Source organism: Litorimonas cladophorae, from assembly GCF_014652455.1.
Taxonomy (GTDB): Bacteria; Pseudomonadota; Alphaproteobacteria; order Caulobacterales; family Maricaulaceae; genus Litorimonas; species Litorimonas cladophorae.
Map to the genome: position 1 here is coordinate 201756 of NZ_BMYV01000001.1, position 16908 is coordinate 218663.

Sequence of the window (16908 nt, forward strand, 5' to 3'; positions counted from 1 at the left end):
CCGACCTAACGAAGCTTTAGCTGGCATGGATGAGATGTCCGAGAAGTTCGGGGGCCTTAGCGGCGAGATTTATTTGGAGACTGAGGGGTAAGGATTGCTTTCATTTCATTTGCAATTTGGTCCACGGTTTATAAGAGCGTGGTAATGTTGGTTTTGATTCTATAACAGGCTGAGCTATGCTTAAAGAATATTCCAACGCTCCTATCAAAGAGGTCACTATGGCCTTACACTTTGACCCAATTAGCAAACTTAATGTTGTTAAGTTGGTTTCAAATTGTCTTGAGCTGAAAGAGGCCTACGGAGGCTTCAGTCTGGAAGAAGTCCCATTTGTTGAAGTCTCTGCGGAAACGGAAGCCCGAAAAAATTCAGTTCAGCACTTTAAAATAGCTCATGGCGTTCCCGAATTGGCTTGCCGGTTGATTTCGGAAGATCGAACAATATCAGTAGTTGTCCAAAACAATCGGTTCTCTGCTACTTGGGTCCGACAAAACGATGGCGGTTATCCTCGGTACGATGAACTAAAGCCGGCGTTTTTCGATAAGTTTAATCAGTTTAGAAAAATTGTTGAGCGTACGGGCGGGCTTATTCCCAAAATCACGCAATGTGGTATTCAATATGTGAACCATATACTTGATGACAATCTTGACGGATTCAAATCATTTAACTTCTTAGATATTTCTGAATTTCAAGACCATGAAGGTGTGAAATTTTCTACGAGTCAAAGGCTTACAAATGAAGAAGAGGTTGGTAGGCTCTACATGGAGGCTCAAACTGTTTTTTCTCTGGCCCCTGATGTGGCTGGAAACATACGAGAAAGTCGTAACTTAAAATTATCTTTAACTTTCAGGGGCAAGCCTAAACTTAGTGGCATTGATGGTTGTGCTCCGTTTTTAGATCGTGGTCATCATGCAATCGTTTCCACTTTTTCTAAAAGCTTGAGCGATCTTGGTCGAAAGCAATTTGGAGAAAGCCAACGTGGTTAGTCTTTTAAGTGATATTGTTTATAAAGAGTCCACCGATAGAGGCTTGATTAACCCCGCAAAGACTGAATACGTCGGAGGGTTGATTATACACAACAGCAGAAGTGATTGGGATGCGTATCTGAGAACGGAGCTGAATTCACTTTGCAACTTATCGGAGGATTGGGATGGTTATGGTAGTCCTGCTGTATCGTTTGAAAATGCTGAATTGGGCTTACACCTCCTTAATTCGTTAAAACAAATTGTTGATAATAGCAGCGCTGAAATAAGGTCGTACATTCCATCCTCACCATATCTTGTCCCTGTTTCGGGTGGAGCGCTGCAAGCGGAATGGCATTTGGATTCTTATTTTATAGAACTGTTCTTTGACTCTGATGAGCCAATCCAAGCGATGTTTTACTCATCGGATGATATGATTGATGAGTCTATGGAAATAGATTGTTCTGAAATTCAAACAAATATTAGGCCTCTAGTTAACTGGTTTAAGCGTGTTCATGAGTTGAATAATGCCAGAGCCATTGCCGTATGATGACGCGAGGAATGTTATTCCTCACGATTCGAGAGAAATAGTTGATGATGATCTTTTGATCCGCGGCATCCCCGAGGGCCAGATTAAGAATGGAAGAATATCTTCTGGCGCATTCCGAAGCTCGTCGAAGGAAAGAGACCCTCATCGCGGGATGAGTATAGATATAGAGAAGATTGTTAGCGAGGAAAGTTATCAGTCTGGTCCGTATGTAGGATCCGTACAATTCGCTGTTAGCATTCCAAGAGGACATAGCCTTTTGGTCGGATGTGACCCCTTACCTGAAAATGAAGCTCATGGACAGATTTGGCGTGTGGAGGACGGGCCTAAACCTATGACAGGCGGTCAGACAAGATCTATTCACAGGTCATGTGTTTGGCATGTTGAGATCGAAGGTGTGAGCATTCGATAAACATACTTTTTGTTGAAATTCAACACAGTAACTCTTTCGATAGCGAACTCTCTCCGTTTTAAAGGCAATAATGTTAAGGCCTAAAATGGCCCGTTAGTCCCAACCCACCTAGCCAAAACCGCCAATCTCCATCATGTTACGAACGCCGAAACGGAGGGCGCATCATGATTGGATATATCACACTCGGCACATCGGATATTCGGCGCGGAGCCGCTTTCTACGACGCATCGCCAAAGAAATGGATACGCCGCGTGTGTAGGGGGCGAAGAGGATGGCTTTATCGCCTGGGGGAAACCTAAGGGATTGAGCCAGTTTACTACTCTCCGCTCTGCCTCGCGCTGGGCTTTTCTGTCACGACTCTTGTTTGGACATCAAGATCGCTTTGATGTGGGCCAGATAAACATCCCATTAACCACATTTCGGAACGTGAATGAAACCATCCTCCGTTAGGGCCTCGCGTATGGCGCTAGTTCAATATATATACACTTCCATTCTGATGACGGAGTTATCGGCGCAGAACGCGTTTGATACGTCAACGATGAGCACGAAAATTTGTGAGCAATTTGGCATTACGGGGCGCGTGTTTGCCAATCGGCAAAAGGCACTGGCGATTACCGAAGGGCCCGAAGAGATTATCGCAAAATATTTTCAATCTGTGAACCGCGACCCGCTCGCGCAGAAAATCCTGCTTCATGTCCAACGTCCCATTCAGACGCGCGAATTTAACGATTATTCCGTTTGGCTGAACTTGGGGCAGGCGTTTGAATTTAGCCGCTCTGTGCGGAAATTGACGGCGGCGTCGTTAGAGTCGGCCTGGCCAGACAACCTGTCCGCCAAGGTCCGAATTATGGCTGATGCCTATTTGGACCCTGAGATGTTGGCGGCATAGGGGCCTGAAATGGCTGGCTAAATCGGATCACGCTAGGGGTTGTAATCCACCCTTAATAAGACCATATGCTGGTTATCGATCTAAGGCCGAACAATCTGGCTTACTTATCTGCGATCGTTTCCCCGTCCAAAGGGGGCCGACGCTCGCAGTGACTATGTGTATGAATCTTCCCGACATCGACTCCGCCACCGCTCCATGTTGGAGCTTCGGCAAAATAATGACGTGAAAGGAAATACCCATGTCAGATATGAGAACCGGAACTGTTAAGTTTTTCAACTCTTCAAAAGGCTTCGGCTTTATTCAGCCAGAATCCGGCGACGATGTGTTTGTCCACATCACTGCTCTTCAGCGTGGCGGCCTTGACGGCTTGCAAGAAGGCGACAAAGTCTCCTTCGACACAGCTATTGATCAGCGTTCAGGCAAAACGTCTGTCGATAACATCACAATGGCATAAGCCATTTGATGTTTCGAAGGCTGACCTAGTCAGCTCTCGTTAGATTAGAAAGCGCGTCGTTTCCCCAAGGGGAGGCGGCGCGTTTTTCATTTTGGGGCGGTGTTTTTAAAGTCTTTCCGTGATTATGGAAACGTGAATCTGTTCGTTTTCAGTGGCTTGGACCCAATTTTAAGAGATTGATCCCCGCGTTCAAAAGCTGTGATATGTTGCTTAAGTTCTTTCGGACACGGGACAGGTAGGAGCTCACCTGCCGTATCGGGAGACGGTGGGTCTGAGCGTTGGGTGGTGAGACATCCGAGTGTGCCGGGACTTTAGGAGTGAGAGCCGACCCGTCAGTCCAAGTGTCTGAACTCGGGGGTTTATGACTGGCCGCTTCTTCAAAAACCACTGCCGCGTGTTCGTGAATTGGATTTACCACCCAGTTCCCGATATTTGCGTAAAACATTATTTCTATTTTGGTATTCCGTCGCGAATATCGAACACGCGGACTGTCCCGCTTTATTACCTCGCGGCTGACCTAATATTGGGCAGTCAGCCTATTCCCATGCCCAATGAATCCCTCGTCCGATCTGTATATCTGACCGTCACGCATGGGCGATTGCAATTTATAAATCTCCGCTTAAAAACAAGGGCCAATCAAAACCCCCCTTGAAGGAGTGCCATATGCCATCAATGAAATTTACCCTTATCAGTCTCAGCGCTTCCGCGCTTTTGGGCCTCAGCGCCTGCGCCACGCCGGCGACGCAAACTGCGTCCGCACCTGCCGCGACGACATCTGCTAAAACGACAGCCATGACTGACGCACCAACAGAGACAGCCTCTGCTGAAGATTCCAGCCGCCTGATTTGCAAACGTGAAGCTGTTGTCGGATCTAAGTTCAAAAAGAAAATTTGCGCAACACAAGACGTCTGGGACGAGCGCGCGGCAGCCGACCGTAAAACTGCTGGCGATATCCAGCGCGGCGGTCAATCGCCTGGCGTTACATACTAGGCTGTCCGACACAGGTCAGCATCTATCTACCAGAACCCCAAAGGTTGCGAGTCGCGACTTTTGGGGTTTGTCGTAAAATCTGCGGCACGAAAGAACATGGGGAAGATGTCGAAACAAGAGCGCGCCAATCCGCACGAAATGTCCAAGACAGCCCAAGAGGCAGCACCGCAAATTAGAAAGCTTCAGTCTCTAAACCTGTTTCAGATTACATTCATTTAACGTCAGATACGCGCGTCCTTCAATTTAACTTTTCGGATGAGGGGATAATCATGGCAGATGATGTAGTAAGCGAGGTCGCAGACGCGGCAGAAACGGCGAAGGAGTTTCTCTCCTTGGATACCCTCGTGGCATACGGCCAGACAGCTTTGCCTTATGTGTTAAAATTCCTCACAGCCTTTGTCGTCGTCTGGATTGGCTTTAAGATCGCGCGCTGGGCCGGGAAAGTCGCGAAAAAGAGTTTACTCAAAGCTCCAAATGTCGATGAGACGCTCGCTCAATTTCTAGGGTCAATGGTCCGCTATGCGATCATGACCGTTGTCGGCGTCGTTGCTATTGGGCAGGTTGGCGTACAAACTGCCTCTCTTGTTGCCCTTGTGGGTGCGGCTGGCTTGGCCATTGGTTTGGCCTTGCAGGGCACGCTCTCAAATATCGCTGCAGGCGTCATGCTTATGCTCTTCCGTCCTTACAAACTCGGTGACTTTGTCAAACTCGTCGGCGAAGAAGGTGTTGTCACAGCGATGACAATTTTCACAACAGAGCTGGCGACAGTGGATAACAAGCACGTCATCATCGGAAACGGCGACGTCTGGGGTTCGACGATTCAAAATTACTCGTCCAAGGGTACACGCCGTGTCGATAATGATTTCGGCATCGATTATGAAGATGACATCAACAAAGCGATGGACATCGTCACGAAAACGGCTGCGACTCATCCGAAGGTGCACGCTGATCCTGCGCCATGGGTCAAGGTTGTCGGACTGGGCGAAAGCTCCGTCGATTTGCAAAGCCGCGTTTGGACGGACTCAGACGATTATTGGGACGTAATGTTCGATTTGAACAAAGCGGTCAAAGAAGCCTTCGATGCGGGAGGGATCACCATTCCTTACCCAATCAGTGTCGAACTGGACTCTAAATAAGGCCTCTTTTACTCAACACGTAAACTCACTACACGCCCCCTGTGGGCGTGTTTTCATTTTAAAAAGCCCGCGTCATAATCAGGGCAGGCAGAATTCATGACATCAATAGAGACGAAAATTGCCGCGTTGGGTTTAGTGCCCCATCCGGAAGGTGGGTATTATCGGCAGACCTTTGTCTCATCTCAGACACTCCCAAATGGCCGACCTGCTGCGACATCGATCTTATTTTTGCTCACCCATGATAACTCCTCCAACTTTCATCGTTTAGACGCCGAAGAAATCTGGTATTATCATGGGGGTGATCCGCTCACCGTTCACATGATTGACGCCTTGGGCGCTTATTCAGAAATTCGAATTGGACCCGACAGTGAGGCCGGGCAAGTACTACAAGCGGTTGTCCCTCCACATGTCTGGTTCGGGTCCAGCGTGCCTACACCAACCCTGGGTAAAGCAGGCTGGGCGCTGGTCGGATGCATGGTCTCGCCGGGTTTCAATTTTGCAGGATTCGAGCTAGCGGACCGAGCGTCACTCTCTAGCGCTCATCCTGAACACACGGAAATAATCGGCAAGCTCACGCGGGCAACTGATTAGCGTTTCAAGGCGAGTTGGGAGCAACGTTCACGTCAGGGATCAGATCGTCTGAAAAAACTCAGCGTGACTAACAGGCCGGGCATTTCGTCCCCCCCATATATAGGGGGCTGATCGTGGGCTATCATAAGTTGTATCCTTTTGTCATTGTAAACTACCATCAACACGAAAAGGAATCGCTTATGAAGCCCCACGTCCTAACGCCTTCTGACAAACATGAGTCGCTCACACTCTCTTTGTCAAATTTGAGACATCTCTACTTGGGTACGGTCGAGGAACTTCGAGAATGCGCAGATCACATGCCTAGCGATCTGAATGACGATCCGGACATGGATGCGCGTGAAGGTGTCCTATTAGACTTTGAAGGGCATCTTCTTGATCAAGCGGCCCGGACACCGGTAAAATCCAAAGAGGACATGATCGCGTTGATGGATATCTGGCTAAACGCTTCTGGTGCCATTGATCAGGCTCAAAGAAGCCCAGCCGACCGATTAGTTTTGAATATCTTTCGTTGCATCGAGGCGACTTGGCTCGCGGCTTGAGCTTAGGTTGCCTAGCTATTAGGTGACTAAGCTAAAACTGCTTGCCCGTAATGCGGCCGTTACACGATCCTGCACGTCTAATTTTATAAATATTTTTTTGACGTAACCCGTCACGGTGTTGGGCGAAATACCTAGTATCGTAGCGATTTCCGGATTCGTTTTGCCGAAAGTAATAAGTTCCAAGACTTCACTTTCCCGGGTCGTGAGGCGCGCTGACACTCGAATGTTTTCGACGACCAAACAATACCGAAGGTGGAGCGCCTGAAGAATAGACTGGACTTGCCATTGGAAAATATCATCGAAAAATTCGCGAGGTTTGTCGAAACAGAGAACGAAATATCCGCGACGATGGAAAGGGCCAAAGAGGGGAATAGCAAGGCAATCACCAATGAATTCTAGCGCGTTTTGAAGTCTAATTTTGTGCTTTTGCAGTGCGAATTCCTCCGTGTTTGCAAGTTCTGACAACCACATGGCCCGAGCTTGAGAGAAAACAAAGTGCATCCCAGGATCATTCTGAGGGGCGTCGCTGTCAAAATACTCTGCCACTTCGGACGGCACGTTATATGCAAAATATCGGTTCAGACGCTCAAAATTATAAGAACCGACAGCAGGAATGTGATGATAACTGGCGGTTTTAATGGAGAGATGACGGATAAGTCTGCGCCGTAAGACTTCAACACTTTCGGCCGAACTCAGAGCGTTGATCGCTGCCATATAGCGTTCATTGGAAATCGTGGGCTCATCGCCGATCAGTGGAAGGCTTCCCAAGGGCGTCATTCCTTTACCTATAGTTGACTACTTGTTAACTGTCTAGCCTGAGCGTAATTGTAAATCTCAAACAGGGAGTCACGTTATACCATCAGTCCGTATCTTGATTGGTACACCGTCAGACACACCCCTCAGAAAATTGCGGATAGGCGACTAAATTTAGCGCGCGGGATAACATTAAATTTGATTTTGCAAATTTCTAACATCCCGACTGTCGTGAAACCTTCACTTGCTTATCCACAGGGGAAAGCCCATATATTCCCTATCGAGAACAGGCCTGACGACCGGCCAGATTAGACGTGTCATAATATTTGCGCGTCCTACTGCGTACGCTTTGTATACCTTTTTCGACAATCCCGAGCGACCTGCGCTTGATGGTCGCGCATTACTACGACGTGAAAGGAATACCCATGTCAGACGAAATGAAGGCCGGTACGGTCAAATTTTTTAACACCACAAAAGGCTTCGGCTTTGTACAACCAGATGATGGCGGCGACGACGTTTTTGTCCATATCACAGCTTTGCAAAGCTCCGGCATTCAAGGCCTCAACGAAGGTGACAAGGTCACATTTAATACGGCTGTAAATCAGCGTACAGGCAAGACAGCTGTTGAAACAATCAATATGGCCTAACCTTTTCCGCAGACCTTAGGGATCACTCTCTCAGTCAGCGAATTTGTTTGAAGGTCCTGCACGGATAAGCCGTGCAGGACCTTTTTTTATGGGTTAGGCTCTAAGAAACTTTGGGGAGAGACACATGACACATACGACATTTTTGGCGCCGGTACTGGCGCTCATTATTTGGACGCTTTTGATCTGGGCACTTATGTATGCGCGGCGGATACCCGCCATGCAGAAAGCCAAGATCGATCCTGACACAGCCAAATCCCCGGATGGCCCGTGGAAACAAGAGCTCCCGCTGAGTGTTCAGGCCTCCGCGCATAATTATAACCATCTAATGGAACAGCCGACGATCTTTTATGCTTTCATGTTTTACATCACGCTGACGTCGCAAATGACGACGCCTATTCTCTATGCGGCTTGGGCCTATGTCGCGCTGCGTGTTTTACATAGCTTTGTTCAGGTGAGTGCCGGGAAAGTTATGCTTCGCTTTGGACTGTTCTCAGTCTCAACGCTCGTTTTATTCGCCATTGTGGCGATGGTGCTTATCTAGGGGATACCAATGTCGACCTTTGTTTTTGCGACTGCCGAATACACAGATAAGGCGGAATATAATCGTTACGTTGAGCTATCGACACCTATCTTCATGCGTGAAGGGGTCAAGGTTTTGGGAAATGATGAGACGGCTAAATTTTCGGGCATAGATGGCGAGAAAGCGATCTTACTTGAGTTTAGAGATCAGGCGCACATGAGACATTTCTTTGCTCTGCCAGACTATCAAGCGGCGGCGAAGCACCGGGATGCCGGGGCGAAAATGCGGATGGTGACCTTTAGACGGATGCCTGCACTTTAACGGCATCCCAAACTGATGACAGCGCAATGAAGTCTGCGCTTTCATCGGGGTCGCGATCATTGTTGAGGTCGGCAGGACTGTTACGTGTGATGATGATACCGATAGGGCGGCCAGTCTTGGCATCTAAGACAGAGCCACCACTCATGCCTGTGACGACGGGTTCGTCTGGATCAAAAATATGGGCGATCCATTGGCCAGGACTACGTTCAAAGTAAACCTGACCCGCGCGGTGTTCCATATTGCGTGAACCGGCCGGGAAACCCTGCATGATGACCTCCTGACCGATTACAGGATCTTTAGGCCGTGTCTGAGGTAGGCGACATCCAACCAAGGCCGCGTCTAATCCATCGGGCCATTTCACAATGGACTGGCTTTCCACAAAATCGGGTAGGTGGTCCTGCGCTTCTGTCAGACAATGTCCCGCGCTTATCCATCCGTCCCAATGCGCGAACCATGATGTATAACATTGGAAGTGTTGCTGATTGTGGAAGTATCGACGAACGTCCAGCTCGTTAGATCGGGTTGCACCAATGGGATCCATTTGGGCGGGGTGATCTAATAGATTTTCGGATGCGGGCTGCTTGATAGCCGGTTTTGTGCGGCGAAAAAAACGAAAGAATGACATGAGAGTGAGTAGACCCCGCCAGACCTAGTCACGCAACTGATTCCCATGTTAGGCGCTGTTATGAAATTTATTTGCCTCTTTCTCCTTGCTGGTCTCACGGTGGCTTGCACCTCGACCACTCAAACGCCCGCGGCCTTTGCTGCGGAACATCCTGAAGCGCGTTTATATGACGAGACGCGAGACGCCGCAGCAGATGTAGATGCCGCACTTATCGAAGCGGCGAGCTCCGATAAAAACGCAATCATCGTGATGGGGGCCAATTGGTGTCATGATAGCCGCGCACTTGCGGGATGGTTTGAGACTGAGCGTTTCCAAACCCTTTTGTCGGAGAACTTCGTTCTACGTTATGTGGACGTGGGGCAGAAGAACCGCAATATCGACATTGCGAGACGATTTGGGTTGGATGAGGTGGTGGGAACGCCGACAGTTTTCGTGACGGACACTGCGGGCAGGGTCAAAAATCTCGAAACTGCGCCAACCTGGCGCAATGCAGCCAGTCGCGATGAAGACGACATATACACCTATTTCGCAAATTTGACCCCTGCGCGGACATCGGACTAATAAAAGCTTAGAGGGAGCACGGCCATGTTCATGGGGCATTACGGACCTGCGGTCTGGGACACACAACGCGGCAAGGGCGAAGTTCTCGTGCCGCTATGGGCCGGATTTTTGGCGGTTCAATTCATCGATGTCATTTTTGCTCTTTTCGTGATTGTCGGGATCGAGGGTGAAACGCGCATGGTTGGCGGTGCGCCACTTTTTACAATTCCGTATTCACATAGTTTGGTGACCGCTCTGGGTTGGTCACTGTTAGGTGGCCTTCTGTTCAAACTGTTGCGTCCGAAATCTGGTGCACGCGGGTTCTGGGTTGTTTTTGGCTTGGTCTTCTCTCATTGGATCCTCGATCTAATCGTTCACCGTCCTGATCTACCACTATGGCCGGGTAGCGGAGTTGAATTCGGGCTCGGCGTTTGGAATTTACCAATTGTCGCTTTTGTCCTCGAGATTGGCTTATTAGGCGCAGCCTTTCTTTATTGGATGCGAGTCACGACAGGTCCTCGGTCCAGTGTCCTAGGGCTGGCGGCAATATTCGTTTTCATGACGGCTCTGCAATATGCCTTTATTTTGGTGCCTGGTTTGCAGGTTCAACAGGGAAATTTTGACCCCATAGCAGGTCCACATGGTGTGGCGCTGGGTGGTTTGATGTTGTTCACATATGCGCTGCTTGGGCTGTGGATTGCGTGGATTGAGAGATATCGCACGCCTCGCTAGCTTTAATCATCCGCGCGAGGTTTGCTCGGCAAGCTTTCTGCAATGTTCTTTTCCTTGGCCTGACGTAACCGTAGGCCTCGACCTGTCGTCACGGCATCGGCGCCAAATTTGGCGCGGGCAATGTCACTGGCACGTTCTGCCAACCCACGTTTGGCGGACTTGGTGTCCAGCATATCAGCGACATCTCCGACGGGTTCCGACAATCCAGAGATACCTGCACCGATTAACCGGTAAGTCTTAAACCCATCGACCTCTGCCTCTAATAGGGGTTCTAAAGCGAAGAAAATGGCATCGGCTAATTGTATGGGTTGTTGTAAGGTTCGTCGCCGCGTTATGGATTTGAACTGCCCCGTTTTAAGTTTGAGGGTTACCGTGCGACCCGCCAAATTCTTCGCCTTAGATCTATCAGCAGTTTTCAAACACACGCCCCACAGCTTGTCTTTTAATTGCTCTATATCCGCGATGTCCGTGTTGAATGTCGTTTCCGCCGAAACTGATTTTCGATCACTTACAGGGTTTACGCGGCGATAGTCTTCCCCGCGTGCAAGGCGAGCGAGGCGCAGACCATTGTCGCCAAAGCGCTCGGCCATTTGCTTATCCGTTTTCTGCCGCACATCCGCGATGGTGCGTAATCCCGCGCGTCCCAGTTTGGCAGCGAAAGCAGGCCCAATTCCGTAAATGAACTCTACAGTTTGTTTCGCCAGAAAATCTTGGGCATCCGCATGTCCTAAAATGGCGAAGCCGTTTGGCTTGTCGAGATCAGAGGCCGTCTTCGCCAAAAATTTATTGTAGGAAAGGCCTATCGAGACCGTCACGCCAATGTCTCTCACGATGTCGGATTGTAATTTGATCAAGCTTTGTGCGGGACTGCGTCCATGCAGACGTTCTGTTCCCGTGAGGTCGAGAAATGCTTCATCAATTGAAAGTGGCTCGACCAGGGGTGTCAGAGCGCGCATCATGTCGCGAATTCGTCCGCCTTCATAAGCATATTTATCCATGTGACCCTTGACCACGACAAGGTCTGGACAAAGCTTGAGGGCTTGGAACATGGGCATTGCAGAGCGAACGCCATAGACTCTCGCGTGATAACAGGCGGCTGAAACGACGCCCCGTCGTCCGCCGCCTACGACAACCGGTTTATTGCGAATGGTCGGGTCATCACGTTTTTCGACAGAACAATAAAAAGCATCGCAATCCACATGGGCAATTGAAAGCATGTTGATTTCTGCATGTGCGATAGAGCGTTGTGCCCCACACGCGTCGCAGTTTTCGCCAAGGCGTACTGCGCCGCCGCAATCGCGACATAGTCGTGGTATCTTTGTAGGGTCTGACATCTTCTGGATACTTTATGGAATCTTTACAATGTTCACGCAATGTTCCTTTGTGGAAACGCTGTGGGTAAGAGCACATCCTACCGATTATGGTTAACCACGTGTAACCGACCAACACACCAAGGCTTAAGGATATTCTGCTACGGGTGGGTCATAAGTATAAGATCAAGCTGTGCAAAATAAGATGCAGCTCCTACCTTGGTGAAACGGGAATATGTTAAAAAAAATGCCTAAGAAAGTTCTCATCGTCGAAGATAATGAGCTGAACATGAAGTTGTTCGCCGATCTTCTTGAAGCGCATGGATATGAAACGCGCCAAACACGCGAGGGACTTAAAGCCATTGCAATCGCCCGTAATTTCAAGCCCGACCTCATATTAATGGATATCCAACTCCCTGAGGTTTCAGGTCTGGAAGTCACAAAATGGATCAAAGACGACCCGAGTTTAGCATCCATTCCCGTAATTGCTGTGACCGCATTCGCCATGAAGGGCGATGAAAAGCGTATTCGAGATGGCGGCTGCGAAGACTATATCGCTAAGCCAATCACAGTTTCGTCGTTCCTGGCGAAAATCCGGAAATTCGCAGAAGTCGCTTAGCCTTAGGAGTCCGCCATGTCTGCGCGTATCCTTGTCGTTGATGACCTTGCACCAAATGTGAACTTGCTGCAGGTCAAACTACAAGCCGAATATTACGATGTCCTCACCGCGCGAAGCGGGTATGAGGCGTTAGAGGTCGCACAGAACGAGCGCCTCGACCTCATCCTTATGGATGCAATGATGCCAGGCATGGATGGCTTCGAAGCCTGTAAGCGCATAAAAAACAATCCCGATACCTGGCATGTACCCGTCATCATGGTCACGGCGTTGGAAGAAACAAAAGATCGAATTCGCGGGCTGGAAGCCGGCGCGGATGATTTTGTGACGAAGCCCATTGACGATTTCAACATGATGGCGCGCGTCCGTTCGCTTTTGCGCCTGAAGATGGTCACTGATCAATTGCTTAGCCATACTGGTCACACGTTAGCCAATTCGCGCAGCTTGCTCGACACGATAGAGAAGCAACGTGGGCGCATCTTATTGGTGGAAGACCACGAGCTTCACGCGCGAAAAATCTCAAAGCCCTTAAGTGAGCGTCATCAAGTCATCGTTGAAAAGGATCCGCTGAACGCAATCAGAATCGCCAAATCAGGCATTGATGCGGTGATCGTGAGTTTAGTCAGCGAAAGTTTTGACGGGCTGCGTGTCTGCGCCTCCATGAAGTTTAACGAAGAAAGCCGGGATGTACCAATACTCGTCATTGGTGACCCTGATGATGAAACACGGTTCATTCGGGCCTATGACATCGGTATCAATGATACGATCATGCGTCCCGTGGAGATACAGGAGCTGAAAGCGCGTGTGCAGACTTTGCTACGGCGAAAGTTTTATTCCGACTCCTTGAGAGAAAATTTTAACGAAAACCTAGAGATGGTTGTCGCTGATCCGCTGACAGGATTAGGAAATCGTCGATATTTCGACCGCACGATTGAACCGCTTTTTGATGCGCTTGAAACGGGATTGACGCCTTTCTCTATTATGGTTTTCGATATTGATCACTTCAAACGGGTGAATGACATCCTAGGCCACGACATGGGCGACCAAGTTTTAAAAGAAATCGCAGCTCGACTTGTGACAAATATGCGCGCCGTGGACATTGTCGCGCGTTACGGCGGTGAGGAATTCATGATCGCTATGCCAGAGACACGCGCGAGCGAAGCGCTTGTCGCGGCAGATCGTGTGCGCAGCTTGATTGCTGGAACACCGGTCTTCGTCGATGGTGAAGCTTTACAAGTCACGACCAGCGTTGGGGTGGCCGAAGTTGAGGCAGGTGAAAACTTGCGCGATGTCTTCAAACGCGCCGATGATGCTTTATATAAAGCCAAGCAGTCAGGTCGGAATAAGGCCATCTCCGCAGAAATTCGCAAAGCCGCCGCTTAACCCTACTCGGTGATTCCTGAGAAGGGATTGCGAACATATTCCCAAAAACAAAAAAGCCGCTCCTTTCAGAGCGGCTTTCTCTATTTAGTCCTAGAGGGCGATCTTACTTGATCTTACCTTCTTTAAAGTCGACGTGCTTGCGCGCGACGGGGTCGTACTTTTTCTTGACCATTTTTTCGGTCATCGTACGGGCGTTCTTTTTGGTGACGTAAAAGTAACCAGTGCCTGCTGTTGAGTTCAGGCGGATTTTAATTGTGGTAGGCTTCGCCATGACGGGAGTCCCTATATTGCAGGTAAATCAGTTGCGCGCGGATAGGCTCTCACGGCGCGGGTGTCAACACAATCTCGGTAATCACTCTTCAGGGAATTGCAGCATCTTGAACTCACCGCGGATTGCACGCGAATAGAAGATCGTTTCGGGCGGTCGATCTGCCTTCAAATAACGTTTAAGCACGCCTAGCATCATGTCTGTTGCCCTTTGCGTCTCCAACGCCTCAATTTCTTCAAATGTGAACCAACCGACGTTCAACAGCTCAGAACTGTCCTTAATGCGCGGCGGATGGCGCTCACCGAGATGTTTAACAAAAAACCACGCATCGAATCTCTTGTGGCGATGCGGCGGGGTGACCGCGCGGCCAAATACTTCAACCCCCGAAAGATCAGGGAGCAGCCCCGCTGCACGGAAGTCATCATAGCTTTCATTGTTGATATTTCGGTTTGTCTTGGCCTTTGCGCCCAACATCAAACCTGTTTCCTCCCAAGTTTCACGAACGCTTGCCAATGCGACCGCCCGAGCACGACGCGGCGGGTATGCCGCTTCAAGGATGCGTTCTGTCCGTGCCGAGAGATCGCCGGCAAAAGGCGCAAAGCTGTCGGCGCGGTCAACACGCCCGCCTGGGAAGACATAGACGCTAGGCATGAAATCATGCCGTTTGGAGCGTTGCCCCATCAATATTTTTAGATTTTTCCTAGATCCGCAGGTCAGCACCAGAGTCGAGGCCACACGCGGGCGGGGGGCTCGGTCCAACTCTTTGCGTTTGGCACGCTCCCCATCGGTGATCTTCATTTTTCCTACGAGGACGGGACCAGAATCTTTGATTGGATCAGACATTAGTGTGTGATGGACCGTCTCTATTCTCGGGGCAAGGTGAGAGTTTGTCGCTTCAATACACGGGGTGGTACCCGCAAAATGAATGCTTCTGTAGTTCGCCCTCAGAGGACCGCTGTCCATGTAATTTATCTTAAGAGGCTTTTGAGACGGGTGTTGCGCGGTCCTTGGGCAAGATGTGAAATATGTTACGCTGCCACGGCCCTTTTTCGACTCTTAGGGACGTTACTAAATCAGGAAGTGACGCTTCGATGGACTGGCCTCTACTGCGGTCTAGGTCGTTAGTAAATTGCACGAATTTTGTCCAAAGTTCCTCATTTTCCTCACGGTCCTGCCGCGCAAATGATCGGAGTAGACGCGAAATTGCGCGGAGTTCGCGCTTTGAGGGATTGAGCGTCAAGCTGTCCACAGCATCATCAATTTCTACGGCGGCTTGCTCTAGAGTGGCCTGTGGGAGAATATTTGGAGACAGTCGAGAGGGCGTATGCACCACGCCGAATGTGAATGGTATGCCCATTGCGTCACCGAATTGAGCTGTCCTGACGACCTCAAACACATTTAAGGCACTCAGCGTGAACCCTATGGATAGCTTTGCATGGGGAAGTCCTTTGAAGCGTATAATCGTGTCGACAATTTCAGACCATTTACTTGGGTAACGGATGTATTCATTCGCAGGGCCATGTCCGTCTAGGCTCATCCGAAGATGCACTTCTTTAAACTTCGAAAGTCTTGCCAAAACAGGGTCACCAACCCCCGTGCAATTTGTAGGCATCATCAAGACTACATTTTGCGCTCTTCCGCTATCAATAAGCGATTGAAGGATTTTGTGGATTTTGGGTATGATTAGCGGCTCACCACCCGAAATTTGCAAATGAGTGATCGAGGAACAGGATTCGATGATCTCGGCATAAGCACTTTCGATGTCTTTACTTTCATCTCTGTCGCTTCGATGGCCAAACCAGCCACTATGTATAGGATCGGCGGCAATGCGACTGCTCGAAAAGGGATTACACATGCGGCATTGGAGATTGCACAGATTGCCGACAGTGATTGTTAAGCTGCGCAATCGAACATCGGAAGATGCATCGATGAGCGTGTCCGCAGGCTGGGTATGGGTCTCGAGTGCGAAGGCGTCATTGTAGATCATTCGCATGCTGCGCCCGCCTGCAGTCTCCTTTTGGTAACACTTTCGACAACCCGCTATGGACTTACCTTGAAGGGACTTTTCCCGAAGTTCGGTAAAAGGCGCTGATGAAAGTAAATCCTGCCCATCATCATTTGTGAGGGTCGTCACCTTCCCCACGTAGGTACAACACGGGCTAACGCCACCTTCTCGGGAGATGGAAAGTCCCCGCCAGAGTCGGGCGCAAATTTTTGAGGCATCTGTCAATCTTTGAATCCTAAGTCTTGACCTCGACTGTTTTTTTGATCTGCGTAACAATCACCGCAGTTTCGCGATCTTCAGCTTATCTGCTTTGGCACGCGTTTTTGTAGACTCTTCGGACCGCGTTAGGGCTTTGGCAATCGCTTTTAGTCCCATACCTTTTTCCGCCAATCGGTGAAGTTTTTGGATCTCTTCTTGTGTCCAAGCTTGGCGATGGCGTTCGAAACGGTCAGACATGAGCGGTTACCTTTTGCTGAAAACAAGATGAACATAGGCAAATGCGATGTAAGGCCAAGGCTTGAAATTCAACAAATTCTTATATGCCCCGTTCGGCTTTGGTTAGGACTGAGTTCAGTGAATCTTTATTGAGGTGGCGTCTCTAAACTGCGTGCCTAGCCCCGCTACTACTGAAGCGCCTTTATATCAAAGCCAGCGTTTGATTGACGTCCTTT

General features: G+C 49.5%; 22 protein-coding genes. 15 read left to right on the forward strand and 7 right to left on the reverse strand.

The features are described from left to right. The first annotated feature begins 176 nt into the window (after positions 1 to 176). From IE073_RS01100 to IE073_RS01135, 8 genes are all read left to right on the forward strand, one after another. Entirely contained in the window at positions 177 to 983 is an 807-nt protein-coding gene (locus IE073_RS01100; RefSeq protein ID WP_189580169.1) for a TIGR04255 family protein, read from the forward strand. Further along, complete coding sequence (locus IE073_RS01105; protein ID WP_189580171.1) at positions 976 to 1509, forward strand: hypothetical protein; 534 nt, start codon at positions 976 to 978, stop codon at positions 1507 to 1509. The genes IE073_RS01100 and IE073_RS01105 overlap by 8 nt, the downstream gene beginning before the upstream one ends. An 869-nt stretch (positions 1510 to 2378) precedes the next feature. Further along, positions 2379 to 2807 carry a BLUF domain-containing protein gene (locus IE073_RS01110; RefSeq protein ID WP_189580175.1) on the forward strand — a complete coding sequence of 143 codons (429 nt, stop codon included), beginning with the start codon at positions 2379 to 2381 and terminating at the stop codon, positions 2805 to 2807. A 247-nt stretch (positions 2808 to 3054) separates the two neighbouring features. Then, positions 3055 to 3261, forward strand: a complete 207-nt coding sequence (locus IE073_RS01115) for a cold-shock protein (protein ID WP_189583657.1) — start codon at positions 3055 to 3057, stop codon at positions 3259 to 3261. Positions 3262 to 3924: 663 nt separating this feature from the next. Then, positions 3925 to 4251, forward strand: a complete 327-nt coding sequence (locus tag IE073_RS01120; RefSeq protein WP_189580178.1) for a hypothetical protein — start codon at positions 3925 to 3927, stop codon at positions 4249 to 4251. 269 nt (positions 4252 to 4520) lie between these two features. Next, entirely contained in the window at positions 4521 to 5387 is an 867-nt protein-coding gene (locus IE073_RS01125; RefSeq protein WP_189580181.1) for a mechanosensitive ion channel family protein, read from the forward strand. Between the two features lie 96 nt (positions 5388 to 5483). Continuing rightward, positions 5484 to 5978 carry a cupin domain-containing protein gene (locus IE073_RS01130; RefSeq protein ID WP_189580184.1) on the forward strand — a complete coding sequence of 165 codons (495 nt, stop codon included), beginning with the start codon at positions 5484 to 5486 and terminating at the stop codon, positions 5976 to 5978. Between the two features lie 179 nt (positions 5979 to 6157). Beyond that, the gene (locus IE073_RS01135; protein WP_189580187.1) at positions 6158 to 6517 is read left to right on the forward strand and encodes a hypothetical protein; all 360 of its coding nucleotides are present in this window, start codon (positions 6158 to 6160) and stop codon (positions 6515 to 6517) included. Between the two features lie 18 nt (positions 6518 to 6535). Here the strand turns inward: IE073_RS01135 and IE073_RS01140 are convergent, their stop codons facing one another. Continuing rightward, complete coding sequence (locus tag IE073_RS01140; protein WP_189580190.1) at positions 6536 to 7294, reverse strand: helix-turn-helix transcriptional regulator; 759 nt, start codon at positions 7292 to 7294, stop codon at positions 6536 to 6538. Between the two features lie 413 nt (positions 7295 to 7707). Here IE073_RS01140 and IE073_RS01145 point away from each other — a divergent pair, with 413 nt between their 5' ends. The 3 genes from IE073_RS01145 (at position 7708) to IE073_RS01155 (ending at position 8758) form a co-directional block, all read left to right on the forward strand. Continuing rightward, positions 7708 to 7917 carry a cold-shock protein gene (locus tag IE073_RS01145; RefSeq protein WP_189583660.1) on the forward strand — a complete coding sequence of 70 codons (210 nt, stop codon included), beginning with the start codon at positions 7708 to 7710 and terminating at the stop codon, positions 7915 to 7917. A gap of 124 nt (positions 7918 to 8041) precedes the next feature. After that, positions 8042 to 8458 (forward strand): MAPEG family protein, encoded by a 417-nt coding sequence (locus tag IE073_RS01150; RefSeq protein WP_189580193.1) that lies wholly within the window; start codon positions 8042 to 8044, stop codon positions 8456 to 8458. Between the two features lie 9 nt (positions 8459 to 8467). Next, a complete protein-coding gene (locus tag IE073_RS01155; protein ID WP_189580196.1) occupies positions 8468 to 8758 on the forward strand; it encodes a DUF1330 domain-containing protein in 291 nt (96 codons plus the stop codon). Here IE073_RS01155 and IE073_RS01160 read toward each other — a convergent pair. Beyond that, positions 8736 to 9383 carry a S1 family serine peptidase gene (locus IE073_RS01160; protein WP_189580199.1) on the reverse strand — a complete coding sequence of 216 codons (648 nt, stop codon included), beginning with the start codon at positions 9381 to 9383 and terminating at the stop codon, positions 8736 to 8738. The genes IE073_RS01155 and IE073_RS01160 overlap by 23 nt on opposite strands. Before the next feature lie 60 nt (positions 9384 to 9443). On the opposite strand from IE073_RS01160, the gene IE073_RS01165 reads away from it, so the two are divergent. Next, positions 9444 to 9944: a thioredoxin family protein gene (locus tag IE073_RS01165; protein ID WP_189580202.1), complete on the forward strand. Its 501-nt coding sequence runs from the start codon at positions 9444 to 9446 to the stop codon at positions 9942 to 9944. Positions 9945 to 9968: 24 nt separating this feature from the next. Then, positions 9969 to 10655, forward strand: coding sequence for a metal-dependent hydrolase (locus IE073_RS01170; protein ID WP_189580205.1), 687 nt, complete (start codon positions 9969 to 9971; stop codon positions 10653 to 10655). A gap of 2 nt (positions 10656 to 10657) precedes the next feature. Here the strand turns inward: IE073_RS01170 and IE073_RS01175 are convergent, their stop codons facing one another. Next, the gene (locus tag IE073_RS01175; RefSeq protein WP_189580208.1) at positions 10658 to 11989 is read right to left on the reverse strand and encodes a DNA polymerase IV; all 1332 of its coding nucleotides are present in this window, start codon (positions 11987 to 11989) and stop codon (positions 10658 to 10660) included. Positions 11990 to 12212: 223 nt separating this feature from the next. On the opposite strand from IE073_RS01175, the gene IE073_RS01180 reads away from it, so the two are divergent. Beyond that, positions 12213 to 12584 (forward strand): response regulator, encoded by a 372-nt coding sequence (locus IE073_RS01180; RefSeq protein WP_189583663.1) that lies wholly within the window; start codon positions 12213 to 12215, stop codon positions 12582 to 12584. A 15-nt stretch (positions 12585 to 12599) separates the two neighbouring features. Continuing rightward, positions 12600 to 13964 carry a PleD family two-component system response regulator gene (locus IE073_RS01185; RefSeq protein WP_189580211.1) on the forward strand — a complete coding sequence of 455 codons (1365 nt, stop codon included), beginning with the start codon at positions 12600 to 12602 and terminating at the stop codon, positions 13962 to 13964. A 103-nt stretch (positions 13965 to 14067) separates the two neighbouring features. On the opposite strand, the gene rpmG is transcribed toward IE073_RS01185, so the two are convergent. The 4 genes from rpmG to IE073_RS01205 form a co-directional block, all read right to left on the reverse strand. Further along, on the reverse strand, positions 14068 to 14235 hold the full coding sequence (gene rpmG / locus IE073_RS01190) for a 50S ribosomal protein L33 (RefSeq protein ID WP_189580214.1): 168 nt from the start codon (positions 14233 to 14235) through the stop codon (positions 14068 to 14070). Between the two features lie 81 nt (positions 14236 to 14316). After that, entirely contained in the window at positions 14317 to 15075 is a 759-nt protein-coding gene (locus IE073_RS01195) for an NUDIX hydrolase (RefSeq protein ID WP_189580217.1), read from the reverse strand. 130 nt (positions 15076 to 15205) lie between these two features. Then, positions 15206 to 16513 carry a twitch domain-containing radical SAM protein gene (locus IE073_RS01200; RefSeq protein WP_308428336.1) on the reverse strand — a complete coding sequence of 436 codons (1308 nt, stop codon included), beginning with the start codon at positions 16511 to 16513 and terminating at the stop codon, positions 15206 to 15208. Continuing rightward, positions 16514 to 16693, reverse strand: coding sequence for a hypothetical protein (locus IE073_RS01205; RefSeq protein WP_189580223.1), 180 nt, complete (start codon positions 16691 to 16693; stop codon positions 16514 to 16516). Positions 16694 to 16908: the final 215 nt, after the last annotated feature.

Coding starts and splice junctions, on each gene's coding strand:
- IE073_RS01100 (WP_189580169.1), top strand. CDS start 177: ATGCTTAAAGAATATTCCAACGCTCCTATCAAAGAGGTCACTATGGCC.
- IE073_RS01110 (WP_189580175.1), top strand. CDS start 2,379: ATGGCGCTAGTTCAATATATATACACTTCCATTCTGATGACGGAGTTA.
- IE073_RS01115 (WP_189583657.1), top strand. CDS start 3,055: ATGAGAACCGGAACTGTTAAGTTTTTCAACTCTTCAAAAGGCTTCGGC.
- IE073_RS01120 (WP_189580178.1), top strand. CDS start 3,925: ATGCCATCAATGAAATTTACCCTTATCAGTCTCAGCGCTTCCGCGCTT.
- IE073_RS01125 (WP_189580181.1), top strand. CDS start 4,521: ATGGCAGATGATGTAGTAAGCGAGGTCGCAGACGCGGCAGAAACGGCG.
- IE073_RS01130 (WP_189580184.1), top strand. CDS start 5,484: ATGACATCAATAGAGACGAAAATTGCCGCGTTGGGTTTAGTGCCCCAT.
- IE073_RS01135 (WP_189580187.1), top strand. CDS start 6,158: ATGAAGCCCCACGTCCTAACGCCTTCTGACAAACATGAGTCGCTCACA.
- IE073_RS01140 (WP_189580190.1), bottom strand. CDS start 7,294: ATGACGCCCTTGGGAAGCCTTCCACTGATCGGCGATGAGCCCACGATT.
- IE073_RS01145 (WP_189583660.1), top strand. CDS start 7,708: ATGAAGGCCGGTACGGTCAAATTTTTTAACACCACAAAAGGCTTCGGC.
- IE073_RS01150 (WP_189580193.1), top strand. CDS start 8,042: ATGACACATACGACATTTTTGGCGCCGGTACTGGCGCTCATTATTTGG.
- IE073_RS01155 (WP_189580196.1), top strand. CDS start 8,468: ATGTCGACCTTTGTTTTTGCGACTGCCGAATACACAGATAAGGCGGAA.
- IE073_RS01160 (WP_189580199.1), bottom strand. CDS start 9,383: ATGTCATTCTTTCGTTTTTTTCGCCGCACAAAACCGGCTATCAAGCAG.
- IE073_RS01165 (WP_189580202.1), top strand. CDS start 9,444: ATGAAATTTATTTGCCTCTTTCTCCTTGCTGGTCTCACGGTGGCTTGC.
- IE073_RS01170 (WP_189580205.1), top strand. CDS start 9,969: ATGTTCATGGGGCATTACGGACCTGCGGTCTGGGACACACAACGCGGC.
- IE073_RS01175 (WP_189580208.1), bottom strand. CDS start 11,989: ATGTCAGACCCTACAAAGATACCACGACTATGTCGCGATTGCGGCGGC.
- IE073_RS01180 (WP_189583663.1), top strand. CDS start 12,213: ATGCCTAAGAAAGTTCTCATCGTCGAAGATAATGAGCTGAACATGAAG.
- IE073_RS01185 (WP_189580211.1), top strand. CDS start 12,600: ATGTCTGCGCGTATCCTTGTCGTTGATGACCTTGCACCAAATGTGAAC.
- rpmG (WP_189580214.1), bottom strand. CDS start 14,235: ATGGCGAAGCCTACCACAATTAAAATCCGCCTGAACTCAACAGCAGGC.
- IE073_RS01195 (WP_189580217.1), bottom strand. CDS start 15,075: ATGTCTGATCCAATCAAAGATTCTGGTCCCGTCCTCGTAGGAAAAATG.
- IE073_RS01205 (WP_189580223.1), bottom strand. CDS start 16,693: ATGTCTGACCGTTTCGAACGCCATCGCCAAGCTTGGACACAAGAAGAG.